General features: G+C 63.3%; 26 protein-coding genes. 15 read left to right on the top strand and 11 right to left on the bottom strand.

What is annotated here, in order from left to right; genetic code table 11:
- Nucleotides 1-165 precede the first annotated feature (165 nt).
- From BRAD3257_RS10235 to BRAD3257_RS10205, 7 genes are all read right to left on the bottom strand, one after another.
- Nucleotides 166-1,290, bottom strand: a complete 1,125-nt coding sequence (locus BRAD3257_RS10235) for an AI-2E family transporter (protein ID WP_122401715.1) — start codon at nt 1,288-1,290, stop codon at nt 166-168.
- A gap of 544 nt (nt 1,291-1,834) precedes the next feature.
- On the bottom strand, nt 1,835-2,065 hold the full coding sequence (locus tag BRAD3257_RS10230; protein ID WP_122401714.1) for a hypothetical protein: 231 nt from the start codon (nt 2,063-2,065) through the stop codon (nt 1,835-1,837).
- A 45-nt stretch (nt 2,066-2,110) separates the two neighbouring features.
- Nucleotides 2,111-2,401 carry a DUF3551 domain-containing protein gene (locus BRAD3257_RS10225; RefSeq protein WP_122406477.1) on the bottom strand — a complete coding sequence of 97 codons (291 nt, stop codon included), beginning with the start codon at nt 2,399-2,401 and terminating at the stop codon, nt 2,111-2,113.
- A gap of 50 nt (nt 2,402-2,451) precedes the next feature.
- On the bottom strand, nt 2,452-5,598 hold the full coding sequence (locus BRAD3257_RS10220) for an efflux RND transporter permease subunit (RefSeq protein WP_122401713.1): 3,147 nt from the start codon (nt 5,596-5,598) through the stop codon (nt 2,452-2,454).
- Nucleotides 5,595-6,671 carry an efflux RND transporter periplasmic adaptor subunit gene (locus BRAD3257_RS10215; protein ID WP_122401712.1) on the bottom strand — a complete coding sequence of 359 codons (1,077 nt, stop codon included), beginning with the start codon at nt 6,669-6,671 and terminating at the stop codon, nt 5,595-5,597. The genes BRAD3257_RS10220 and BRAD3257_RS10215 overlap by 4 nt, the downstream gene beginning before the upstream one ends.
- Nucleotides 6,668-7,783 carry an efflux RND transporter periplasmic adaptor subunit gene (locus BRAD3257_RS10210; protein WP_122401711.1) on the bottom strand — a complete coding sequence of 372 codons (1,116 nt, stop codon included), beginning with the start codon at nt 7,781-7,783 and terminating at the stop codon, nt 6,668-6,670. The genes BRAD3257_RS10215 and BRAD3257_RS10210 overlap by 4 nt, the downstream gene beginning before the upstream one ends.
- Entirely contained in the window at nt 7,780-8,649 is an 870-nt protein-coding gene (locus BRAD3257_RS10205) for an ATP-binding protein (protein ID WP_244607923.1), read from the bottom strand. The genes BRAD3257_RS10210 and BRAD3257_RS10205 overlap by 4 nt, the downstream gene beginning before the upstream one ends.
- A gap of 195 nt (nt 8,650-8,844) precedes the next feature.
- Between BRAD3257_RS10205 and BRAD3257_RS10200 the strand changes: the two genes are divergently transcribed.
- Entirely contained in the window at nt 8,845-9,495 is a 651-nt protein-coding gene (locus BRAD3257_RS10200) for a TetR/AcrR family transcriptional regulator (RefSeq protein WP_122401709.1), read from the top strand.
- Nucleotides 9,496-9,544: 49 nt separating this feature from the next.
- Here the strand turns inward: BRAD3257_RS10200 and BRAD3257_RS10195 are convergent, their stop codons facing one another.
- From BRAD3257_RS10195 to BRAD3257_RS10185, 3 genes are all read right to left on the bottom strand, one after another.
- Nucleotides 9,545-10,198, bottom strand: coding sequence for a TetR/AcrR family transcriptional regulator (locus tag BRAD3257_RS10195; RefSeq protein WP_122401708.1), 654 nt, complete (start codon nt 10,196-10,198; stop codon nt 9,545-9,547).
- Between the two features lie 4 nt (nt 10,199-10,202).
- The gene (locus BRAD3257_RS10190) at nt 10,203-10,640 is read right to left on the bottom strand and encodes a hypothetical protein (protein ID WP_122401707.1); all 438 of its coding nucleotides are present in this window, start codon (nt 10,638-10,640) and stop codon (nt 10,203-10,205) included.
- 79 nt (nt 10,641-10,719) lie between these two features.
- A complete protein-coding gene (locus BRAD3257_RS10185) occupies nt 10,720-10,974 on the bottom strand; it encodes a hypothetical protein (protein ID WP_122406476.1) in 255 nt (84 codons plus the stop codon).
- Between the two features lie 150 nt (nt 10,975-11,124).
- Between BRAD3257_RS10185 and BRAD3257_RS10180 the strand changes: the two genes are divergently transcribed.
- From BRAD3257_RS10180 to BRAD3257_RS10145, 9 genes are all read left to right on the top strand, one after another.
- On the top strand, nt 11,125-11,325 hold the full coding sequence (locus BRAD3257_RS10180; RefSeq protein ID WP_122401706.1) for a hypothetical protein: 201 nt from the start codon (nt 11,125-11,127) through the stop codon (nt 11,323-11,325).
- Complete coding sequence (locus BRAD3257_RS41740) at nt 11,322-11,453, top strand: hypothetical protein (RefSeq protein ID WP_283809950.1); 132 nt, start codon at nt 11,322-11,324, stop codon at nt 11,451-11,453. The genes BRAD3257_RS10180 and BRAD3257_RS41740 overlap by 4 nt, the downstream gene beginning before the upstream one ends.
- A gap of 21 nt (nt 11,454-11,474) precedes the next feature.
- Nucleotides 11,475-11,693 carry a hypothetical protein gene (locus tag BRAD3257_RS10175; RefSeq protein WP_122401705.1) on the top strand — a complete coding sequence of 73 codons (219 nt, stop codon included), beginning with the start codon at nt 11,475-11,477 and terminating at the stop codon, nt 11,691-11,693.
- A 40-nt stretch (nt 11,694-11,733) separates the two neighbouring features.
- On the top strand, nt 11,734-12,048 hold the full coding sequence (locus BRAD3257_RS10170) for a hypothetical protein (protein ID WP_129144686.1): 315 nt from the start codon (nt 11,734-11,736) through the stop codon (nt 12,046-12,048).
- A gap of 4 nt (nt 12,049-12,052) precedes the next feature.
- Nucleotides 12,053-12,652 carry a PepSY domain-containing protein gene (locus tag BRAD3257_RS10165; protein WP_122406475.1) on the top strand — a complete coding sequence of 200 codons (600 nt, stop codon included), beginning with the start codon at nt 12,053-12,055 and terminating at the stop codon, nt 12,650-12,652.
- A gap of 39 nt (nt 12,653-12,691) precedes the next feature.
- The gene (locus BRAD3257_RS10160) at nt 12,692-13,864 is read left to right on the top strand and encodes a DUF3734 domain-containing protein (RefSeq protein WP_122401703.1); all 1,173 of its coding nucleotides are present in this window, start codon (nt 12,692-12,694) and stop codon (nt 13,862-13,864) included.
- A 29-nt stretch (nt 13,865-13,893) separates the two neighbouring features.
- Nucleotides 13,894-14,685 (top strand): acetoacetate decarboxylase, encoded by a 792-nt coding sequence (locus BRAD3257_RS10155; RefSeq protein ID WP_122401702.1) that lies wholly within the window; start codon nt 13,894-13,896, stop codon nt 14,683-14,685.
- A gap of 67 nt (nt 14,686-14,752) precedes the next feature.
- The gene (locus tag BRAD3257_RS10150; RefSeq protein ID WP_122401701.1) at nt 14,753-15,541 is read left to right on the top strand and encodes a 3-hydroxybutyrate dehydrogenase; all 789 of its coding nucleotides are present in this window, start codon (nt 14,753-14,755) and stop codon (nt 15,539-15,541) included.
- Between the two features lie 28 nt (nt 15,542-15,569).
- Complete coding sequence (locus BRAD3257_RS10145; RefSeq protein ID WP_129144687.1) at nt 15,570-15,818, top strand: hypothetical protein; 249 nt, start codon at nt 15,570-15,572, stop codon at nt 15,816-15,818.
- Here the strand turns inward: BRAD3257_RS10145 and BRAD3257_RS39260 are convergent.
- A complete protein-coding gene (locus BRAD3257_RS39260; protein WP_145987000.1) occupies nt 15,789-16,277 on the bottom strand; it encodes a site-specific integrase in 489 nt (162 codons plus the stop codon). The two genes, BRAD3257_RS10145 and BRAD3257_RS39260, sit on opposite strands and share 30 nt — an antisense overlap.
- A 154-nt stretch (nt 16,278-16,431) precedes the next feature.
- Between BRAD3257_RS39260 and BRAD3257_RS10140 the strand changes: the two genes are divergently transcribed.
- The 5 genes from BRAD3257_RS10140 to BRAD3257_RS10120 all read left to right on the top strand — a co-directional run bounded on the left by BRAD3257_RS10140 (nt 16,432) and on the right by BRAD3257_RS10120 (nt 21,705).
- Nucleotides 16,432-17,355: a 2-hydroxyacid dehydrogenase gene (locus BRAD3257_RS10140; RefSeq protein WP_122401699.1), complete on the top strand. Its 924-nt coding sequence runs from the start codon at nt 16,432-16,434 to the stop codon at nt 17,353-17,355.
- 69 nt (nt 17,356-17,424) lie between these two features.
- On the top strand, nt 17,425-17,718 hold the full coding sequence (locus BRAD3257_RS10135) for a cupin domain-containing protein (protein WP_174221631.1): 294 nt from the start codon (nt 17,425-17,427) through the stop codon (nt 17,716-17,718).
- A complete protein-coding gene (locus BRAD3257_RS10130; RefSeq protein ID WP_122401697.1) occupies nt 17,715-19,190 on the top strand; it encodes an aldehyde dehydrogenase family protein in 1,476 nt (491 codons plus the stop codon). Before BRAD3257_RS10135 ends, BRAD3257_RS10130 begins: the two co-directional genes overlap by 4 nt.
- A complete protein-coding gene (locus BRAD3257_RS10125; RefSeq protein WP_122401696.1) occupies nt 19,187-20,230 on the top strand; it encodes a tartrate dehydrogenase in 1,044 nt (347 codons plus the stop codon). The genes BRAD3257_RS10130 and BRAD3257_RS10125 overlap by 4 nt, the downstream gene beginning before the upstream one ends.
- 17 nt (nt 20,231-20,247) lie before the next feature.
- On the top strand, nt 20,248-21,705 hold the full coding sequence (locus BRAD3257_RS10120) for an NAD-dependent succinate-semialdehyde dehydrogenase (protein WP_122401695.1): 1,458 nt from the start codon (nt 20,248-20,250) through the stop codon (nt 21,703-21,705).
- Nucleotides 21,706-21,746: the final 41 nt, after the last annotated feature.

The following is a 21,746-nucleotide window of genomic DNA, read 5'->3' as shown; positions in this document are numbered from 1 at the left end:
CGTGGATCCCGGTATTGATCAAGCTGACCAACGTGCCGACAAGGAATTGGAGCATCATCGGAGTGAATCAAACCTCATTTCGATGGCCTCAGCCCCTTATGATCGACGACGCGGCACGCATGGACGGCAGTGATGTCGCGTCAATCGCCGCAGTTGACGGTTGATCTAGGTCACCCGTGCCTCGACGCCTTCTTTTGCCACAATCATCGCCTGATCAACCCGCGCTGACGCAGCGCGGTCAATCCCCATCCATGCCGTGGCAAGTTCCCAAGCCACCGACAGGATAATCGGCCCAATGAACAGGCCGATGATCCCATGCGCGAGCGTGCCACCAATGACCCCGATCAGGATCACGAGCGTCGGCGTGGTCAAGCCTCGCCCCATGAGAAGCGGCTTCAGAATGTTGTCGAGAAGACCAACGACGACGAGATAAATGGTCAGGAGCAGGGCTACGGTCACGTCCTTGTCCATCCATATCCAGATAATCACGGGAAGAAGAACGATAGCCCCGCCGATCTGAACGATCGATAGCAAGAGCACGATGATGGCGAGCAGCCCCGCACTTGCGATGCCAGCGAGCTTAAAACCAATGCCCGCCAGCAGGGCCTGCACGATGGCGACACCGATGACGCCCTGTGAGACCGCGCGTATGGTGGCGCCGGCGAGCTCGAGGAACTGCTCGCTTTGGTCGGGCACGATGCGCAACAGGAAGCCGCGGAGCGCGGCAACAAGCTGCGCGCCGTGCGGAAGCAGAAAGCCCGCGACGATCACCGAGAGCAGGAATTGCAGCATGCCAATTCCGGTGTTACCGGCAAACGACAACATCATCCCGGCAAGCGGCTTCAAGTACGGTGCCACCTCGCGCAACGCCGCGCGGATGTTCGTGTAGGCCTCGTTCCAGATCGCGTAGAGCTGAGGACCGATCAACGGCCAATTCCTGACCTGCTCCGGCGCCGCCTGAAGTACGAGATCGCCGCTGCCGATCTGGCCCGCAAGGTCGCGAATCCCTTCAACGGCACTCAGGCCCAGCCAGGCGGCGGGACCGATGACAATGCCCAGCGTGACCAGGGTGAGAACGGCCGAGGCCGTCCGGGGACGGCCGCCGAGGCGTCCGGCGAGCCAGGCGAAGACGGGATGAAACGCCACTGCCAGCACTGCGCTCCAGCACAAGATCGGCACGAAGGGGCGGATCACGATGAAGGTCCACAGGATCAGCAGCCCGAGCAGGCCGAGCCGAATCACAAACTGGACAATGTCCTCTGCGGACAGAAGCTGGCGAAGCGTCTTCAAGGCCGTTGCCCTCTGATCGACGGACGTACGCTGCAGAGTAGCTGGGGGGCCGCTCGCTTCGGAGGCTTGATCCAGATCAAGCCGGGCGCAGCCGATTGCAGGTCGGCGCAGATCGCACGGCGCACCACCACCGGCGAAGATCACTCGGTGCTGGTCTCAAGCACTTTGTGCCTTTCTCGGGAGCGCACCTTCTCGCGCTACGCACTTACGGCGCGATGAACCGTTCCTCCCACTTCAATCAATTGATGTCGGACGCTACAGATTTATCTCCCGGTATGCACGTCGTTCACACAAGGCCTTCTAACCGATTGAAAGACTTAAAACTCTCGGTCCAATCCATCATCGGAGCCACAGAAAAAGCCAACGTACGCACTCCAAACTAACCGAAATTGCACACGTTTGTACGAATTCGGCAAAAAAATAACCCCAGCAAGTCCTTCGGACTGCTGAGGTTATTTGCCAACTTGTTGCGGGCAGGCGCAACCACCGATACCGACATTCGGTCCAAGTTGCGCTCTACTGGACGAACAAACGACCTGCTGGCTCAAAGCTGTCCGTTGGACAGGCGCAATTCCTCGATGGCTCGGACGCAGATCTTGACGGGGTCCTTGAGGCCGGTCTGCCCGATCTCAATGATCTTCCTGGCTATCAATTCGGTGAGGGGATCGTTTCGATCCTGTACGCCAATCGTGCGGAGGGCCTGCTTATAAGCGGTGGAAAGCCGCGTGATCTCTTCGGGTCCGAGAGGTGAGTTTTGAAGTAACTGCTGGAGCAACGCATCTCGGCATGACCATTCGTGTCATTCACATGCTTGAAGCCATCAACTTCTGCTGGCTTGCCTGTGCTTGTGTCGACGGCCGGTGCTTTTCGGAGCGTACGCAAAAGACTCGGTCTCGTAGAATGGATCGCGCGTGCAGCTTCCACCGCGTCCGGAAATCGTAGCAAGACACTGCTCCATGGTATCGAAGCTGCAGATCCGCGTCGTCATCAACGCGTAGTCCACGCGACAGTACTCATAGTTGTTTGCGATTGCTGGCTCTGCAGTGCCCCAGAACGTTGCAGCAGCCAGCGCCGCCGCTGCGATGGAACTTGATGCGATAATCTTGGTCATGTCTGCCTTCCATAATTTGTGAAACCGACGCATAGCTAACCGGAGCGCAGCTAATGCTGCGATTCGAGAGCGAGCTCCGGCACGTCGTGCGCCGGCGTCGGTTCAACCGATGCGGACTCCGGAGCGCTGGTCTCTTGCGCAGCGTGTCCATCGCTACAATCAGGATGAATTCTGAACCAGGCGACATACAGCGCCGGCAGGAACAGCAGCGTCAGCAGCGTGCCGACGATGATGCCGCCCATCATGGCATAGGCCATCGGGCCCCAGAAAATCTCGCGCGCGATCGGAATCAGCGCGAGGCTCGCGGCGGCGGCTGTGAGCAGGATGGGCCGCATGCGATGCTCGGTTGCTTCCACCACCGCATCCCAGGCGGGTCTGCCCTCCTTTTTGAGATCCTCGATCTGCACGATCAGGATCACGGAGTTGCGGACCAGGATGCCGATCAGGGCCAGCACGCCGAGAATGGCGACGAAACCCAGCGGCGCGCCGCTTGGCAGCATCGCCATGACGACGCCGATCAGCGCGAGGGGAGCGACCGCGAACACCAGGAACAGGCGCGAGAAGCTCTGCAGCTGCACCATCAGCACAGTGGCCATGACGAACAGCATCAGCGGTACCACCGCGATGATCGGCCCCTGGCTCTTGGCGCTCTCCTCCACCGAGCCACCGATCTTAATCGCGTAGCCCGCGGGCAACTGCTTGGCAAATTCCGCCACCTTCGGCGCGAGCTGGTCGACCACCGTCTTGGGCTGAACGTTGCCGACCACGGCGGCCTTCAGGGTGATCGTCGGGATCCTGGCGCGGCGCCAGATCGTGGGCTGCTCCAGCTCGTAGCGCAGATTGGCGACGGCCCCGAGCGGCACCGATTTGCCGCCGAGCCCGGTCAGTTGCAGGTCACGCAACGTGTCGATCGAGGCGCGCTCCGGCGCGGTCGCACGTCCCGTGACGTTGACGAGATAAATGCTGTCGCGCACCTGTGTGATCGCCGAGCCCTGAAGCACCGAGTTCAGGGTGGTGGCGATGTCTTCCGAGGTCACGCCGAGCTGGCGCGCCTTGTCCTGGAGCACATCGACCTTGACGACGCGCGCCGGCTCCATCCAGTCGAACACCACGTTGCCGAGATCAGGACTGCTGCGGATGACGGCGGCAAGCTTCTGCGAGAGGTCACGGACTTTGGCGATGTCGGGGCCGCTCAGGCGGTATTGCACCGGACGTCCGACGGGAGGGCCGACCTCGAGCAGCTTGACGTAGGTGTCGGTGCCCGGGAACGTCTTCCGCAAGTAATCCTCGAACTGCGACTTGAGCTTGTCGCGTGCGGCGATGCCGCCCTTGGTCACGATCACTTGCTGGCCGAACCAGGTGTTGGCGGTCTGCACGTCGAACGACAGCACGAAGCGCGGCGCGCCGGTGCCGACATAGGTGGACCAGTGCTCGACCGAATCGTTGCCTTGCAGCTGCTCGCGCTCGAAGCGCGCCATCTGAGTGTTGGTCTCGGTGATCGAAGCATTCTGCGGCAGGTTCCAGTCGATCACGAGCTCGGCACGGTCGGAGGAGGGGAAGAACTGCTGCTGCACGAACTGCAAGCCGAACAAGGCGAGCAGGAAGGCGCCGGCGGTCACGGCGACGGTGCTCCAGCGATGATGCATGCAGAACAGCAGGAGGCGCGCGAACATCTGCGCGACGCGGCCCTTCTGCTCGTGATGTCCCTTCATCTTCGCGGGCAGAATGGTGACGCCGAGCAGCGGCGTGAACAAGACGGCGACGATCCACGAGACGATCAACGACACCGCGATCACCACGAACAGCGTGAAGGTGAACTCGCCGGCATTGCTGCTGTTGAGCCCGATCGGGATGAAGCCGGCCACGGTGACCAGCGTTCCCGTCAGCATCGGGAACGCCGTTGAGGTATAGACGTGGGTCGCCGCCTTCTCGAGGGGGTCGCCGATCTCCAGCCGCGCCACCATCATTTCGACCGCGATCATGGCATCGTCGACCAAGAGGCCGAGCGCGATGATCAGGGCTCCCAGCGAAATGCGTTGCAGCGAGATGCCGCAATAGGCCATCACGACGAAGGTGATCGCAAGCACGAGCGGAATGGCAATGGCCACCACGAGGCCCGCCCGCATGCCGAGGCTCAGGAAGCTGATGCCGAGCACTATGATCACGGCCTCGAACAGCGCTTCGGTGAAGCCGGAAACGGCATGTTCGACAACGACGGGCTGGTCGGCAACGAGGTGGACGCCAACGCCGATCGGCAGGTCGGCGATGATTCCGCTCATCTCCTTCTTCAGCGCCTCGCCGAACTGGAGCAGATTGGCACCGGACTTCATGCCGATCGCGAGCGCGATGGCGGGCTGACCGTTGTATCGGAACAGGGTCGACGGCGGATCGGCGTAGCCGCGCGTGATGGTCGCAACATCGGTCAGCGGGAAGAAGCGGTCGTTGATGCGCAGATTGACCGCCTTCAGGCTGGCTTCCGAGGTGAACTGACCGTTGACGCGAACGCTGATCCGCTCCGGCCCTTCCTGGAACACGCCGGAGGGCGCCACCGCGTTCTGGCCCTGGAGCGAGTTCATGATGGCGTGAACGTCGAGGCCGAGGGCCGCGACCTTGCGGGTGGAGAATTCGAGGTAGATGACCTCGTCCCGCGCGCCGAGAATATCGACCTTGCCGACATCGGGCACCGTGAGCACCTTGGCCCTGATATCCTCGACCTGATCGCGGAGCTGCCGCTGGCTGAGGCCGTCGCTGGTGAAGGCATAGACGTTGCCGAAGACGTCGCCGAAGCGATCGTTGAAGCCGGGTCCGATCACGCCTTGCGGGAAATCGCCCTTGATGTCAGCGATCATGTTGCGGACGCGCAGCCAGGTCGGCTTGACGTCGGCCGCCTTGGTTGAATCGCGCAAGTAGACGAAGACGGTGGTCTGGCCCGCGACCGTCACGCTCTTGGTGTAGTCGAGCGATTCGAGCTCCTCGAGCTTCTTCTCGATCCGGTCGGTGACCTGACGCGTCATCTCCTCGGGCGAAGCCCCCGGCCACTGCGCCCCGATCACCATGGTCTTGATGGTGAAGTCAGGGTCCTCTTGTCGCCCCAGCTGAAGATAGGCAAACAGGCCGGCCGCCATGAAGGCGATCATGAAATACCAGACGAGCGAGCGATGGCCGAGCGCCCAGTCGGAGAGGTTGAACGACTTCATGGCTCTTGATCCTGTTCGATGCGGACGTGCTGTCCGGGCTTGAGGCTGTGAATTCCGGCGGTGACGACGCGGGCGCCTGCGGCAAGCCCGCTGGTGACGCGGATGCCCGCCGGTTCGGCGACGCCATCGATCTTTTGCAGCGAGACGGTGCCGGCGGCTTGATCGACCACCCAGACGAAATTGGCGCCGTCCTTGGCGAGCACCGCTGATGCGGGCAGGCGCAAGACCTCGCCCTGGTCCTTGCCGAGCTTTGCCGTGACGGTCGCGCCGAGACGGAAGCCCTCGGGCGGATTGTCGAGCGCAATCCGGATACGTCGCAGCCGCGTCAGTGCGTCCGCTTGCGGCGCGACTTCACGGACCCTGCCCTCGACCTGAACAGCGGGAAGGAGCTGCAGGCTGACGGTGAACGGCAGACCAACTTCGAGCGGCACAGGCAGATCCTCCCCGATATCGACGACCGCCTCGCGAATGTCCGGCCGCGCAACCGTCACCACGGTTTGGCCGGGCGAAACCACCTGGCCCACTTCCGCGCCAACGGCGGTGACGACGCCGCCGAAATCCGCCTTGATCTGGGCATAGCCGAGTTGCTCGATTGCCTTGGTCAGGCTCGCCTGCTCCTGCGCGACGCTCGCTTCGGCACCGGCGCGCGCCTGCTCGGCATTGTCGAGTGTCTGTTTCGTGGTCGCGTCGCTGGTGATCAGCGTCCGTTGCCGCGCCTCCGTCGCCTTGGCCGTCGCAAGCTGCGCCTCGGCCTTCGCAAGCTGGGCTTTGGCCGCGCGAACGGAGAGATCGAGTGCAGTGGGATCGATCGTGCCGATGATTTGGCCTTTGCTGACGATGTCGCCAACGCCGACCGGACGCGAAGTCAGCCGTCCGAGCACGCGAAAGCCAAGGTTGGTCTTGTAGCGCGGCTCGACGACGCCCACGGCAATCGTGCTGTCACCGCTGTTCGGCTTGGCCACCAGTGAGAGCACAGGGCGCACCGGCTCCGGCGCGTTCGCCTCCTGCTGGCACCCTGTCAGCAACGAGGCCGCCGCGAGCGTGCCGGCAATCATCATGACCTGTCGCTTCATGACCGGCCTCCTTCCTCAGCGACCGACTGGCCGACACTCAAAAGCTTGCCGCCTTCGACAACGACGCGCTCGCCGGGCTCGAGGCCTGCCTTGATCAGTACCTGTCCGGCCTCATAGGCGCCGACCGTGACCGGCTTCAGCGAGGCCGTCTGCGTCCTGGGATCGACGGTCCAGACGGCGGCTTTCCTGCCCGCAGCCATCAGTGCGCTCCACGGCAGGGCGATCTCGCTCTGAGGCTTCGCCTTGACCGTTCCGGCGACGGCGCTGCCCAGCGTCATCGCGGCGGGCGGATTTTCGATGGACACCTTGACGCGGATCGTGGAGCTCTTCGCATCGATAACAGGTGAAATCTCTCCCACCTCGCCCGTTGCAGTCACGCCGGGATCGGAGACCAGCGCCAGGGTGACGCGGCGGCTGTCGGTCTGGCCAAGGAAGGCGGATTCATAGACCTCGAAGACGGCATCACGCTCTCCGTCCTGCGCGAGCGAGAACACGGGTTGCGCGGCCGGCACGACCTGGCCGACCTCGAGATTTCGCGCGGTCACGACGCCGTCGGCTTCGGCGCGAAGCACGGTATAGCCGAGCGCATCCTGCGAGGTGCCGAGCTGCGCCCGGGCAGCTTCCAGCACGCCCTCCGCCGTTCGCAGGCCCTCCTGGGCCTGGTCATAAACGGTCCGGGTGGTGAAGCCGCTTGCTATCAGCGCCTTCTGCCGCTCGAACGTAGCCTTCGCCACGCGCAGCTGGGCTTCGGCGGAGGCTACTGCCGCGGTCGCAGCGTCGACATCGGCCTGTTGCTCGGCGGGATCGAGCCGGGCGAGGACTGCGCCCTTGTTGACGTGAGCACCGACGTCCACGGTGCGAGCGATCACACGTCCGCTCACACGGAACGAAAGATCGGCGCGGAAGCGCGCCTGAACCTCGCCAGTCAACGTGATGGCGGCTTGCCGGTCGCGTGGCTGCACGACCGTGGTCCGGACCAGCGTCGCCCGTGTGGTCGTCTGCGCCGCGTGATCGTTGCAGCCGGACAACACCATGCTCGCAAGCACGGCCGCTGTGGCGAAGGCCTTCCCCACATGTGGCGTTCGAACCGGGTCGGAAGGTTGATTTGTCATGGCGCGTCCACACGATGGGAGGGTGACAACAGCCCGCCAAGCGCATCGGCGGATTGGCGGGGGACGACCATTTCGCGTTCTTGCTGGCGCAGGAGTCCCGCGAAGGGACCGGTCTCGGCGGTGGGCCCGCGTTGATTGGCCGCTGCGCTTGCCGTGAGCGCCGCTTCGTTTGAAGCGGTGGCTCTCGTGCGGCGCGGAGCCCTCATCTGGCGCGTTGCGATCGACCAGTTTGCGCCCCGTTCGCGCTCGGTCAGCGGGAACGAGAGGACAATCGAGGTGAAGTCGGCGCCGAAACCCTGCTCGATCCGGCCGCCGAGCGCCCGCGCGATATCCCTGGCAATTCGCAATTCGCGGTCGGAAGTCTCCCTCTCGGGACGCGAGCCGTTGTCCAGGATCACGCAGTTCGCCAGCGCGCCCGTGCGCGTCAGCTTGATCCTGATTTGCCCGGACCGCGCGTCGAAATATGCGTGCCTTGCCGCGTGCATCACGAGTTCATGGACGATCAGCCCAAGGTGCCAGCAGCGCTCCGGCTGAAGCGCGAGAGACTGCGTCGCGAATGCCAGTTGGATGTTCATCCGGTCCAGAAGCGCCCGGCGCATGCCACAGCCCAGTTTGCGAATGTAGGTCCCGGCGTGGATCAGCGTGTCGCCCGTGGGCATGGACAGCGCTCGGTGCACGTCGGCATAGCCATGCAGCAGCTCGACGACATCGCTGAGGGCGCCCTTGGCTTCTGTCCCCTCGACGCGGATGGCCGCGGCAGAGACCAGGTCGATGGCGAAGGCGACGCCATTGGTGACCCTGTGATGCAGCTCGCGCAGCAACGTGCCTTCCTGCAAGCCGGGTGGTTCTCGGTTCAACGGAGTCACGACATTCTCCTCATTTGGCTCGAACGATCGGGGCCGAACACCCCACCTTTGCGGTCCAGATTCGTCCGGAGCTCTCGCCAGGCCCTGCCAGGCACTTAATAAACTATACCGTATATTTTCTTTTTCTTGCCTTTCTTGGCGGACCGTGTCAAGCGGGAAAGCGAAACGCACAGACTCGTGAACTCGGAGGCAAGAATGAAGAAGACGAAGCGAGGTAGACCGCCCAAGGATCTGGCCGGCGACGCGCAGGCGCGCATTCTCGATGCAGCTCAGCAGCTGTTTCTGGAGAAGGGCTTTCGCAGCGCCAGCATCGATGACATTTCCGAGCTCGCGCCGGCGAGCAAGCCGACGATCTATGCCCACTTCCCTGGCAAGGAAGCGCTGTTCGCGGCGGTGGTGGCCCGCACCATCGACGGCTTGACTGACTTCGAGGGTTTCTCGCCTGAAGGCCGCACCATCGAGGACAAGTTGATGAGCCTCGGCACAGCCATCGTCGACAGGGTTATCGAGGAGTCACTGGGCATGGTGCGCGCGACGATCGCGGAATCGCAGCGGTTCCCCGAACTGAGCCGCAACGTCCACGACGCTGCGCGCGATCGCTCCGTGAACGCGGTGTCGCAGCTGCTGGACGAAGCCACGCAAAAGCTTGCCCGCACTGCAAGGGGGCCGTTCAGCGCCAAACGAAGCCGCGCCACTGCCCAGATCTTCCTCGACCTGATCCTGCTGCCGATGCTGTTCCGGTCGCTCGTCGGCGAAACACCGAAGGACCTGAAGAAGGAGCTTCCCGGCTTCGTGCGCGAGCGCGTGGGCTTTTTCCTGGCGGCGTGCGAGACGGACTGGTCATAGGCGCATCGCGGCCTGCCCCCCGTGGGCGATTGGGCTGGAGGCGTCAGCGTCAGCCGGCGGCCTTCAAATGCACCTGCGATGTCATCTCGACCGGCTGCCGCGATGGCATGCGGCTCAGGGCGCCCATACAAAATTTCGACATCTCCTCGAAGCTCGGCCGCAGCGTCGCAGCGCCCATTCGCGAGGGATTGAGATGGATGTCCATGGCATCAAGCAGGCAGCAGGTCAGCGCCATCGGGCTGCCGCCCTGCACTTCACCACGTGCTTGCCCGGCACCGATCATCGGCCGCACCAGTCCTCTGATCCTATCGCTGTAAACGAGAACGACGGGCCAGTTCTGACGAACGGCCAGGGCCACCAGATCCTGGAGCCTTCGGTGCTTCGCCGGCCGGGATTCATTGCAATCGGCCATCGCCTTGAGGACTGCGGCGATGCGCCCCAGCGCCGGCCCACCGCCGCGCGCCGCATCGGCTGCCGCGCCGACCATTTCGTCGAGGAGGCGTTCAACGACGGCTTCCTCGATCGCGCGCTTTGACGGAAAGAAGCGATAGATATTGGCTGAGGACATCGACAGGCGCCGCGCAACATCCGCCACAGTGGTCTTGTTGTGACCGATCTCGCAATAAAGCTCGACCGCGGCCTGGACGATTCTGTCCCGGACATCTGCGTGCCTTCCAAGGTGAGGAGCATGTTCTCGCTTCATGTTCTCACCGCGCCGGAAGGTTAAGCAACTCGCTGCGGCAGGCTTCGCCGAAATCGCGCAAGGGATCCATCTCCTCGATGAAGTCCGGGAGGTCGACGAACGACCGGTTTGGCGACAGATAAGTCTCGATGATCAGCCGACCGGTCCGCTCGGCGGCGTGAACGACGTCGTCACTGGATAGGATCCGCATGCGACCGACAAGCGTATGGAGACCGACGAGTTGCGGGATTTCCACCCTGTCGCTGACGAGCGCGTCGGCATACAGCCGCGAAGCCTCCTCGATAAAGCTCTTGTACAATCGTTCGCGCTTTTCGAACGAGCGGGCGTGATGACGCTCTCGAAGTTTTCGGCGGCGGCTGAACCATCCACTCATGATAGTCGAGACCGCTCCGAACGCGGAGCCGCCGAAGGCGGCAAGGGCCGGGATATACATCGTGGTCATCGATCTTTCCTTTCGCCGGTCACGGTGCGGAGGCATCAGGACGGAACTGCGCAGGTGGCGCCCGCCGCGACGTCGCGCCTTATCGGCTCCGCACGGATCCGGTGCTGGCCTGCTCGAACACCGCCTTGCACGCTTTGCTCAGGTCCGATTTGCGCTGTCGCAAACAGGCTTCGACTCCCGACGGATCGGGAATGTAGGCACTGCACAGACGAAAGGCGTCGGGCGTACACGCAGCCCTCTGCTCTGCTGTGCCCTGGTTTTCCTGCGCGGATGCAGCTGTGCTGCCAAACGCCACCACGACCGCTGCGAACAGCGCCGCCATCAATCTCGTCATGTCCGTTCCTTTCTCTGCGTGAAACTCTGGTTTGCTGGCGGACGCTGACCGCCCGATCCGCACACGCGCTTGTGAGGCCTTCGTCTTGACTTCGGTCACGGCGCATGATTTATATGAACTATACGGTGTATTTTATTAAGGAGGCGCGGAATGTCAAGCCTGCTGTTCGCCTTGATGCGCGAAAACCCGATATCCGGGCTCGCTGTCGCAACGCTGAATGTCGTCGTCGCCCTGTGCCTCGTGGCCTTGAGCCTGCTGCTGGGGATCACGATCGCGATGATGGCCTGGGCTCATGCGCTCAGCGAACGCCGGCCCAGCCCAGTCCGGCTGGAGCGGAGGACGATCGCATGACGCCCGCCCTGCTGATCGCCCGTAACTGCATCATCTACTGGGTCAACGTCTGGATCGCGCGGGTCGAATGCGTGTCGCCCGCAGGCTTTGCGCTTGAGGAATTCGACCGCCTGTCGCAGGCGGCGTGAGGCGACGACGAGTATCCTGACATGCTGAACTTCGTCGAAGTCTTTGACGTAATGGAAGTGAATCCGTCCAGCGGAGAGACCCTGTGGACCGGCGTCACCGGAACACGGACGGCGCTCGAGCGCGACGGATTCATGATCCATCCGAAAGCTGGCGCCTATTGTCCGGCGGAGTGGCTCGACGAGCGCGGCTATCTCGACGCCGAGCTCGCCCGCCGGCACCCGCCCCCCTGGAGTATCTGATGATGAGACGGATTCATTTCGTTGCCGGGAGCGAGGCGCCATGAGCCGACGATCCGCAATGTTCATGCGCGCGAGGCAGCCGATCGATAGCGCCCTTCCGTTGCGCGGCTACTTCCTGTCGGTGGGTGGAATGCTGGTCTGCTTGCTTTGGTTGGCGAACTGGTCGCTGCCGGCGCAATTGTCGGGTCGCTTTTCCGAGCCGGATCCTGCGCGGCCTCCGATCCGCATCCACTCCGACGTCAAGCCACCGGAGCGCGTGGTAATCGATACCAATCAGTCGCTGCCCGCGCCCTCCGACAAGGAGATCGTCGTCGCCCACTCACCCGTTGCAGGCGACCAGCCAGACCGAGACTGATCCGATGTCCAGACAGCATTTGTTCGCCCTGATCATGTGGTCCGCCACGCTCGCCGCCACCGGCGCCGTGGCGGACGTCCAAAATTCCACCGAGACGGACAGCCGCAGCGCGAGCGCGCAAAGCGAGACCGAGGACGTCGCTATCCGCCGCGTGCTCTCTGAATTCCGCACCATACGCGTCCCGCTCAGCCGTGCCATGGCAATCGCGGAGCACCTGCATGACGGCTCGAAGACCGCCGACATCAGCTTCGAGGTCGACAACGCACCCCTCTACCGCGTCCGTACCATCCGAAACGAACACGTGTGGGAAAACGCCATCGATGCCAACACCGGAAACGTCACCGGCAAGGAGCTGACGTCGTCGCTGAAGGAGCTCGATCGGGAAGACCTCGCCAAGATGCTTGCCCTGAAGTGGATCAAGCAGGAATTGTCGGACGCGGTGCAGGTCGCCGAGAGGGCTGCGGCCGGCAGCGCGCTGGCCGGCGGACTGATCCGACAGGACGGCAAGCTCAATTTCGTGATCGTCGTCGCCGCCGGCGATCATCTGAAGGAAGTGCTGCTCGAGCCGCCCAACGTCGGAAAGCAAGGCACGAGCCGCGATTAACACGAACATGTTCATCAGCAATCAAAGAGCACACTCGCCATGAACTTCCAGCCTCGATCACAACTCTCATCCGCACAACGGCAGCTTCCCTTCGACTGCATCGCGCTGCTGTTGCAAGGGGGCGGTGCGCTCGGCGCCTACCAGGCGGGCGTGTACGAAGCTTTGGCCGAAGCCAGCATTCATCCCGACTGGGTCGCCGGCATTTCGATCGGAGCCATCAATGCCGCCATCATCGCCGGCAATCCGCCCGAGTCTCGTGTCGACCGCCTGCGCGATTTCTGGACCCAGGTGACCTCGACCGCGCCCTGGGATTGGTCCGGCAATCCTTTCCTGGACTGGACGCGGAGCGACAATACGCGCAACCTCATCAACCAGATGAGCGCCGGTCTGGCGGCCACCTGTGGCGCCACAGGATTTTTCTCCGCCCGCCCCGTCCTGCCCTGGCTGCAGCCTGGCGGAGCCAGCGATGCGACCAGCATCTATGACACACGCGCGCTCAAGATCACGCTAGAGCGCCTGGTCGACTTCGATCGTATCAATGCCGGGTTGACGCGCTTCAGCGCCGGCGCGGTCAACGTCCGAACCGGAAATTTCGTCTATTTCGACAACACGACCCATACGATCCGGCCGGAGCACATCATGGCCAGCGGCGCGCTGCCGCCGGGCTTTCCCGCGGTGGAGATTGAGGGCGAGCACTATTGGGACGGCGGTCTCGTCTCCAATACGCCGCTGCAATGGGTGATCGAATCGGATGCCCCGCAGGACATGCTTGCATTTCAGGTCGACCTCTGGAGTGCGCGCGGTCAACTTCCCCGCAACATGGCTGAGGTCGTCACGCGGCATAAGGAAATCCAGTATTCGAGCCGCACGCGCGCCAGCACGGACCAGTTCAAGCATGTGCAGCGCCTGCGGCGCGCACTCACCGATCTGCTCAGCCGGCTGCCCGACGATCTCAGCCAGCACGAGGACGTGAAGCTACTCAGCACGGCGGTCTCCCGCAACGTCTACAACATCGTCCATCTGATCTATCGTGCGCGCAATCACGAGGGCCACTCCAAGGACTACGAGTTCTCGCGGCTATCCATGCAAGACCATTGGCAGGCCGGCTACCACGATGCATTGCGCACCCTACGCCATCCCGAGGTGCTTACCCGGCCTTCGAGCCCCGACGGGGTCTTCACTTTCGATCTCGAACACGACGGCCGCGAGTAGCGGTCACCCTGACGACAAGGAGAACGCTTATGCGTGAGGCTGACGTGAAACGACGAGCCTTTGCCATGCCGCTGACGAGCCCGGCCTATCCTCCCGGGCCCTATCGGTTCGTCGATCGCGAATACCTGATCATCACCTATCGTACCGATCCAGCCAAGCTGCGGGCCGTGGTGCCGGAGCCGTTGGAGGTCGACGAACGAGAGGCTCTCGTCAAATACGAGTTCATCCGCATGCCCGATTCCAATGGCTTTGGCGACTACACGGAAAGCGGTCAGGTCATTCCCGTCTCCTTTCGCGGACGCAAGGGAGGCTACACACACTGCATGTTCCTCAATGACGAGGGACCTATTGCGGGCGGCCGCGAGCTATGGGGCTTTCCGAAGAAGCTTGCACAGCCGACCTTGAGAACCGAGATCGATACGCTGATCGGCACACTGGATTACGGCCCGCTGCGCGTCGCGACGGGGACGATGGGCTACAAGCACCGCGAGGCCGATCTGACCAAGATCAAGGCTGCGCTTAACGAGCCGAACTTCCTGCTCAAGATTATCCCGCACGTGGACGGCAACCCACGGATCTGCGAACTCGTTCAATATCGTCTCGAGGACATCGTGCTGAAAGGTGCATGGACCGGACCGGCAGCCCTGGCCCTGACGCCGCACGCCTTGGCGCCGGTTGCCGAACTGCCGGTACTCGAAATCATCTCCGCCGTCCACATCCTCGCCGACCTCACGCTCGGCCTCGGGACGGTGGTGCACGACTATCTACAACAGCCGACGCGCGGCTCGATTCGAGCCGGCGAGCGAGCTCTGGTCTTTTGACTTCAAATCCGCATCGCGATCAGCGGCGCGGCGACAATTGTTCGCATTTATAAGGAAAGTGTACGAGATGGGAATTCTGAACGGTAAGACGGCAGTTGTCACCGGCTCGACCAGCGGCATTGGTCTCGCGTGCGCGCGAGCCTTCGCCGGCGCCGGTGCCAACGTGGTGATCAATGGCATGGGCGTCCCAGCCGATATCGAGACGGCGCGCGCTGCGATCAAGCGCGACTTCGCAGTCGAGGCGATCTATTCGCCTGCGGATATGACGAAGCCGAGCGAGATCGCCGCGCTCATCGCGCTCGGAGAGGCGAGCTTCGGCAGCGTCGACATTCTCGTGAACAACGCCGGCATCCAGCACGTTTCGCCGATCGAGGACTTTACCGCCGAGAAATGGGATGCGGTCATCGCCATCAATCTGTCTGCCGCCTTCCATGCCATCCGCGCGGTGGTGCCAGGCATGAAGAAGCGCGGTTGGGGTCGCATCATCAACACGGCATCGGCCCATTCGATGGTCGCCTCCCCATTCAAATCCGCCTATGTCGCAGCGAAGCACGGCATCGCGGGCCTCACCAAGACGGTGGCGCTGGAGCTCGCCCGCTCGAAAATTACGTGCAACTGCATCAGCCCCGGTTACGTCTGGACGCCGCTCGTCGAGAAGCAAATTCCGAACACGATGGCAGCCCGTCGCATGCGGAGGGATGAGGTCATCAACGATGTCCTGCTCGCCGCCCAGCCGACCAAGGAGTTCGTCACGGTCGAGCAGGTTGCCTCCCTCGCGCTGTTCCTGTGCAGCGACGACGCCGCTCAGATGACGGGCGCCAACCTCTCGATGGATGGGGGCTGGACTGCTGCGTAGCCGGTTTCAATTCCCGGAGCCTTCGATCATGTCTTCTCGCAAAGAAGCCACTCAAATTAAAACAAACCGCCCTTTCCAGCTCGATCTCGCCGAAGATGACCACCTAGCCAACGCCCTGCGCATGAGCGAGGAGGTCTTCAATGATGATGTGCTGCCACGCGATGCCGAGCTGATGGCTCCGAGCGACTTCTATGCGGCGATTGCTTCCAGACCGTCGCGCACATGGCCAACGACCCGGGATGAAAGGTTAAGACTGTTCTTCCATCTCGCGGCCTGATGGACGTGACAGAAAACGACCCGGCGATTGACCCAATTCAACACGAACGATGCCGGGCGCCTCCGCTCTTGCGAAACGAATGGAAAACCTTCTTCTGCTCGGCGGCGTTGGGCCTGCGACGCTCTGTACCTTGGTCCAGTCACCGTAAAACGTGTCGCCAAGTGGTGTCCGATCGCTGGCCGCTCGAAGCTTCGGAAATAAGAGCTTGTGTCCCAGCTTTTTGAGGGCGTGATATTGAAGAAACCCAAGCCGGACAACGTCACCTATGAGCGGCACTCGGCGCATCGATTGAGGATTCTTTAGCGTTCGGTGCTCGTTCGGCCGAATGAAGATGTAAGGAATTCCATCCTCTTCGAGAACGTCATCGACATCCACGCCGCACAACTCCTCCCGGCGCCCGAAAGTATATCTCGCGAGGCACGGTACGACGTGCAATGCGAGTTCGGCCAGGCCCAGCATATACCGGGCTCCGCCGCAGATTGCGTTCCGGAACAGCCGCCCAACAAAACATTGCACCAAATCGCAACCACATTCGGCACCGGGCGAAATTGCGGTTCCGATAGCTTGGTTCAATCCGGCAAGCTCGCCATTCCCAGCGCGTCCGAATTCGACAATGACCTTTCTCTTCAATTCCGACGCACAGCGCGGGGCTGTTTTTCGTGAGGCCTTCACGCGCGACCTCCCACACCTGCCCTTCGCCATCGGTCCGGCCACGGTCTCTCCAGTCGACATACGCTACATCATCACCTGGTCCGTCCCGGAGGCGCTGGAACAATACCGTAACCTCGAGATCCTGTTTTCGGTCGGCGCCGGCGTCGATCAACTTCGGCTGACAGCGATCCCGCCGCAGGTGAAGGTGATACGAATGGTGGAAGACGGCATCACCCGGATGATGCAGGAATATGTCACTCTCGCCGTGCTGGCGCTTCACCGCAACTTTCCCGCCTACCTCGATTTGCAGCGACGCCGCGAATGGCGGGCTCTGCCGCAGAAGCAGGCCGCCGACCGGCGGATCGGGGTCCTTGGACTTGGCGTGCTCGGCCGCGCCGTGCTGGAAAGCCTGAGGCCCTTCGGCTTCCGCCTGAGCGGCTGGAGCCGGTCGGGCAAGACGATCGATGGCGTTGCAACATATAGCGGCGATGCAGGTCTCGGCCAGATGCTCGGCGAAACGGACATCCTCGTGTGCCTGCTGCCCCTCACCGAAGCCACGCGCGGAATCCTGAACCGCGAACTCCTTGCGCAATTGCCTCAAGGCGCGAGCCTCGTCCATGCAGGGCGCGGCGCGCAGCTCGATTCCGATGCGCTCCTCACTGCTCTCGATGCGGGTCAGCTCTCCGGCGCGGTCATCGACGTGACCGAACCGGAGCCTCTGCCCGGCGATCATGCCTTGTGGGCCCACCCGAAGGTGCTGCTGACCCCGCATGTTGCCGGCGTGACCCAGGCGGATACCGCCGCTCGCGCGGTCATCGACAACATCAAGCGGTATGAAGCGGGCCTCGACCTCGTCGGGCTCGTCGATCGGACCCGTGGTTACTGAGAGGAGCCCAACTTGCTGCTGAAACGGATCGACCCCAATCCGACTTTAGCCCCGAAAGAATCCGGCCCGATGCCGGAGCGGCTCGTTGCCGGCGCGCCCCACTTCAAGACCTGGGCGCAGGACGAGGCCAAGGGCGAACTCGTGCACACAGGCGTCTGGGAAGCAACGCCCGGCGAGACGCGCTCGATCAAGGGAGAGACCTTCGAGTTCTGTCACATCCTCGCCGGCACGATCGAAATCACGCCGGAGGGCGGCGCCCCGATCACGTTCAGAGCCGGCGACAGCTTCGTCATGAAGCCCGGATTCACGGGCCTGTGGAAGACGATCGAGACCGTTCGCAAGATCTACGTCACGGTGTCATGAGCCAGAGCTTCGATCCCGATCAGATTCAGCTGCCGATCGGCCATTTCATCGGCGATCGGCTGCTGGAGTCGCCCGGTCTGCTTCCGCTGCACCGGCCGTCCGACGGCGCGCACTACGCCGCATGTCCGGTCGCCTCCGCCGAGACCGTGGACGAGGCCGCTCAAACCGCCAGAAAGGCGTTGAAGACGAGCAATTGGGGCGGCGCGCGTCCACGCGAGCGAGCCAATGTCCTGAAGCGCTGGGCCGATCTCATCGAGAGTGAAGCCGAGACGCTCGCCAGGGTCGAGGCGATTTCATCCACCCGCCCGGTCGGTCAGCTCGTCGCGGGAGACATCGCGGTCACCGCCGAGCAGATCCGCTTCTTCGCCGAATTCGCCGACAAGGAGGGCGGCGACCTCGTGCCCACCGATGACGCGCACCTCGGCATGATCATGACCGAGCCTTACGGGGTCGTCGGCGCCATTACACCCTGGAATTTTCCGGTGAACATGGCGGGATGGAAGCTCGGACCGCCCCTCGCCGCGGGCAACGCGGTCGTGCTGAAGCCGTCCGAAATGACCCCGTTCTCCTCCATCCTCCTCGCCCAATCGGCGGTGAAGGCGGGCCTGCCTGCCGGGCTCATCAACATCGTACTCGGCGATGGACCGACGACCGGCGCTGCCATCACCGGACATCCCGACATTGCGAAAGTGAGCTTCACCGGATCGACCGGCGCGGGCGCTGCCATCATGGCGAACATCGCCCGCACCGGCATCAAACCCATGACGCTCGAGCTCGGCGGCAAGAGCCCGCAGATCGTCTTGCCCGATGCCGATCTGGATCAAGCCGCCGCCGCGATTGCCGGCGGCATCCTCGCAAATGCCGGCCAGGCCTGTGTCGCCGGATCGCGGCTGATCGCTCACGCCTCGGTGGCCGAGCAGCTGGTCGACGCCATCATCGTCCGCATGCAGGCCGTCCAGGCCGGTCCGACCTGGGATACTGCGACGACCTACTCCCCGATCATCTCCGAAAAGCAACGATCGCGGATCCACAGGATCGTGCAGGCAGCCCGCGCTGAGGGCGCCGAGTGTCTGACCGGCGGCGAGCCGATCGAGGCCAAGGGCTATTTCTATGCGCCCACTCTTCTTGCAAAGGTGGATCGATCTTCTGTCGCCATCACCGAGGAGATCTTCGGGCCGGTGCTGACGCTTCAGACATTCACCACTGAAGACGAAGCCATGGCGCTTGCCGATCACCCGACCTACGGTCTTGCCGCCGGCCTCTTCACTCGCGATGTCTCGCGCGCCATGCGGATGACGCGCGCTCTTCCTGCCGGCACCGTCTGGGTCAACCGCTACGGCCGCTCGCGCGATCACATCCTGCCGACGGGAGGCTACAAGCACTCCGGCATCGGCAAGGATCTCGGCCGCGAAGCCTATCACGCCAACCGCCGCTCGAAGAGCGTGCTCATCCACATCGGAGGGCTCTCATGAAGACTTACGCAATCGCACTCATCCCCGGCGACGGCATCGGCCGCGACGTGACCGACGCCGCATGGACCGTGCTGGAAGCAACTGCCAAGCAGTCCGGCTTTGCGCTCAGCGGCACGACATTTCCGTGGTCCTGCGCGCACTACAAGGAGACCGGCGCGATGATGCCTGCCGACGGCATCAAGATGCTCGAAAGGTTCGACGCGATTCTGCTCGGCGCCGTCGGCTGGCCGGCCGAAGTGCCCGACGCCGTGTCGCTGCATGGCCTGCTGCTGCCGATCCGCAAGGGGTTCACGCAGTATGCGAATGTCAGGCCGCATCGGTTGCTTCCCGGCGTCAACGGTCCGCTGAAGACGACCGCATTCGACATCCTCTGCATCCGCGAGAACACCGAAGGCGAATATTCAGGCGCCGGCGGCCGCGTGCATCAGGGCACCTCCGCCGAAATCGCGGTCGAGACCTCCGTGTTCACGCGCGCCGGCGTCGAACGGATCCTGCGGTTCGCCTTCGAGCAGGCGTGCAAGCGGCGCAAGAAGCTTGCCTCGGTCACTAAGTCGAATGCGCAGAAATACTCGATGGTGTTCTGGGACGAGGTGACGCGACTTGTGGCCGCCGACTATCCCGATGTCGAATGCACGAGCTATCACGTCGATGCGCTCGCCGCCCGCATGGTGATGGCGCCGGAGAGCCTCGACGTCGTCGTCGCCTCCAACCTGTTCGGCGACATCCTGACCGATCTCGGCGCCGCCATCCAGGGCGGGCTCGGCTTTGCCGCCTCCGCCAATATCAATCCCGAGCGCAAGGCTCCGTCGATGTTCGAGCCCGTCCACGGCTCGGCACCCGATATCGCCCATCTCGGCACCGCCAATCCGATCGCGGCCATCTGGTCCGGCGCCATGATGCTCGAGCATCTCGGCGAGACCAAAGCAGCGGCACGCGTCATGGCGGCTCTCGAGGCCACCACGTCCCACGGCATCGGTACGGTTCCTGGCAAGGAGCGCACCGAGGCGATCACCGCAGCCGTACTTTCCCGTCTCTCCTGATCGACAAGGAGCATCAAATGCAGAAGCTGAGTGACAAGGATCTCTTCCGGCAACAGGGCCTGATCGGCGGCCAATGGTGCGGCGCCCTCTCGGGCGCGACGATCGACGTGATCGACCCGGCGACACAGGCCAGTCTCGGCACCGTACCGGATATGGGACGGAACGACACCCGCGCCGCCATTGCCGCCGCCGCGATTGCCTACCCCGCCTGGCGCGCCAAAACCAATGCCGAGCGCGCTGCGCTTCTGGAAGCCTGGCATGGCCTCATGATTGCGCATCTGGACGACCTGGCGCGCATCCTGACGCTCGAGCAGGGCAAGCCGCTGGACGAGGCCAAGGGTGAGATCCGGTATGGCGCCTCCTTCGTCAAATGGTTCGCGGAGGAGGCCCGGCGGATCGGCGGCACCACAATCCCTTCACCAACGGCCGATCGGCGCATCGTCGTCCTCAAGGAGCCGGTCGGCGTCTGCGCAATCATCACCCCCTGGAATTTTCCGAACGCGATGATCACGCGCAAGGTCGCTCCCGCGCTTGCGGCAGGATGCACCGTCGTGATCAAGCCGTCGGATTTCACGCCCTATTCGGCACTGGCGCTTGCGGTGCTGGCCGAGCGCGCCGGAATTCCGCCGGGCGTGATCAACGTCGTCACGGGCATGCCGACCGAGATCGGCGCCGAGATCTTGGCCAACGAGACGGTGCGCAAGATCTCGTTCACGGGCTCGACCCGGGTCGGCTCGCTGCTGATGCGCGGCGCGGCCGACAGCGTCAAGCGCGTCAGCCTCGAACTTGGCGGCAACGCGCCCTTCATCGTCTTTGATGACGCCGATCTCGATCTCGCGGTTGAGGGGGCGATCGCGTCAAAGTTCCGCAATGGCGGCCAGACCTGCGTTTGCGCCAACCGGATCCTGGTCCAGGCCGGCGTTTATGATGCCTTCGCAGAGAAGCTTGTCGCCCGTGTCAACGACATGAAGGTGGGCTCGGGCCTCGAGCCCGGTGTGGCGATTGGACCGATGATCAACGAGGCGGCGATCAGCAAGATCAACCGCCATGTCGCCGACGCCCTGTCCAAGGGCGGCCGTATCGCGACCCGGACGGTTGCGCTGCCCAAGGGGGCGCAGTTTACCGCTCCGCTCGTTCTGACCAACGCAACCACCGACATGGTGCTGGCCCACGAAGAAACCTTCGGTCCCGTCGCGCCTCTGTTCCGCTTCGAGACCGACGCGGAGGCGATTGCCATCGCCAATGCGACGCCCTTTGGACTTGCGGCCTATTTCTACACCGCGAACCTCAAACGGTCGTGGCGCGTTGCCGAGGCGCTCGAGGCCGGCATGGTCGGCCTCAACACCGGCATGGTGTCGACGGAAGTGGCCCCCTTCGGCGGCGTCAAGCAATCCGGCGTGGGGCGCGAAGGGGCGCAGGTCGGCATCGAGGAATACCTCGAAATGAAGACCTTCCATATCGGTGGATTGGGCTGAGCGATGACTGAGCGGCAAGAGCGCCTGACCGCGCTCTTGCC

Origin of the sequence: Bradyrhizobium vignae (genome assembly GCF_900324035.1) — a bacterium.
In the GTDB taxonomy this organism is placed as follows: Bacteria; Pseudomonadota; Alphaproteobacteria; order Rhizobiales; family Xanthobacteraceae; genus Bradyrhizobium; species Bradyrhizobium vignae.
This window is presented reverse-complemented; position numbering and strand designations above follow the sequence as displayed.

Excerpts from the sequence above, each read along its gene's own strand:
- BRAD3257_RS10225 (WP_122406477.1), bottom strand. The coding sequence starts at position 2,401 with ATGACCAAGATTATCGCATCAAGTTCCATCGCAGCGGCGGCGCTGGCT.
- BRAD3257_RS10220 (WP_122401713.1), bottom strand. The coding sequence starts at position 5,598 with ATGAAGTCGTTCAACCTCTCCGACTGGGCGCTCGGCCATCGCTCGCTC.
- BRAD3257_RS10215 (WP_122401712.1), bottom strand. The coding sequence starts at position 6,671 with ATGAAGCGACAGGTCATGATGATTGCCGGCACGCTCGCGGCGGCCTCG.
- BRAD3257_RS10210 (WP_122401711.1), bottom strand. The coding sequence starts at position 7,783 with ATGACAAATCAACCTTCCGACCCGGTTCGAACGCCACATGTGGGGAAG.
- BRAD3257_RS10200 (WP_122401709.1), top strand. The coding sequence starts at position 8,845 with ATGAAGAAGACGAAGCGAGGTAGACCGCCCAAGGATCTGGCCGGCGAC.
- BRAD3257_RS10195 (WP_122401708.1), bottom strand. The coding sequence starts at position 10,198 with ATGAAGCGAGAACATGCTCCTCACCTTGGAAGGCACGCAGATGTCCGG.
- BRAD3257_RS10190 (WP_122401707.1), bottom strand. The coding sequence starts at position 10,640 with ATGACCACGATGTATATCCCGGCCCTTGCCGCCTTCGGCGGCTCCGCG.
- BRAD3257_RS10185 (WP_122406476.1), bottom strand. The coding sequence starts at position 10,974 with ATGACGAGATTGATGGCGGCGCTGTTCGCAGCGGTCGTGGTGGCGTTT.
- BRAD3257_RS10180 (WP_122401706.1), top strand. The coding sequence starts at position 11,125 with ATGTCAAGCCTGCTGTTCGCCTTGATGCGCGAAAACCCGATATCCGGG.
- BRAD3257_RS41740 (WP_283809950.1), top strand. The coding sequence starts at position 11,322 with ATGACGCCCGCCCTGCTGATCGCCCGTAACTGCATCATCTACTGGGTC.
- BRAD3257_RS10175 (WP_122401705.1), top strand. The coding sequence starts at position 11,475 with ATGCTGAACTTCGTCGAAGTCTTTGACGTAATGGAAGTGAATCCGTCC.
- BRAD3257_RS10170 (WP_129144686.1), top strand. The coding sequence starts at position 11,734 with ATGAGCCGACGATCCGCAATGTTCATGCGCGCGAGGCAGCCGATCGAT.
- BRAD3257_RS10165 (WP_122406475.1), top strand. The coding sequence starts at position 12,053 with ATGTCCAGACAGCATTTGTTCGCCCTGATCATGTGGTCCGCCACGCTC.
- BRAD3257_RS10160 (WP_122401703.1), top strand. The coding sequence starts at position 12,692 with ATGAACTTCCAGCCTCGATCACAACTCTCATCCGCACAACGGCAGCTT.
- BRAD3257_RS10155 (WP_122401702.1), top strand. The coding sequence starts at position 13,894 with ATGCGTGAGGCTGACGTGAAACGACGAGCCTTTGCCATGCCGCTGACG.
- BRAD3257_RS10150 (WP_122401701.1), top strand. The coding sequence starts at position 14,753 with ATGGGAATTCTGAACGGTAAGACGGCAGTTGTCACCGGCTCGACCAGC.
- BRAD3257_RS10145 (WP_129144687.1), top strand. The coding sequence starts at position 15,570 with ATGTCTTCTCGCAAAGAAGCCACTCAAATTAAAACAAACCGCCCTTTC.
- BRAD3257_RS39260 (WP_145987000.1), bottom strand. The coding sequence starts at position 16,277 with ATGCTGGGCCTGGCCGAACTCGCATTGCACGTCGTACCGTGCCTCGCG.
- BRAD3257_RS10140 (WP_122401699.1), top strand. The coding sequence starts at position 16,432 with ATGACCTTTCTCTTCAATTCCGACGCACAGCGCGGGGCTGTTTTTCGT.
- BRAD3257_RS10135 (WP_174221631.1), top strand. The coding sequence starts at position 17,425 with ATGCCGGAGCGGCTCGTTGCCGGCGCGCCCCACTTCAAGACCTGGGCG.
- BRAD3257_RS10130 (WP_122401697.1), top strand. The coding sequence starts at position 17,715 with ATGAGCCAGAGCTTCGATCCCGATCAGATTCAGCTGCCGATCGGCCAT.
- BRAD3257_RS10125 (WP_122401696.1), top strand. The coding sequence starts at position 19,187 with ATGAAGACTTACGCAATCGCACTCATCCCCGGCGACGGCATCGGCCGC.
- BRAD3257_RS10120 (WP_122401695.1), top strand. The coding sequence starts at position 20,248 with ATGCAGAAGCTGAGTGACAAGGATCTCTTCCGGCAACAGGGCCTGATC.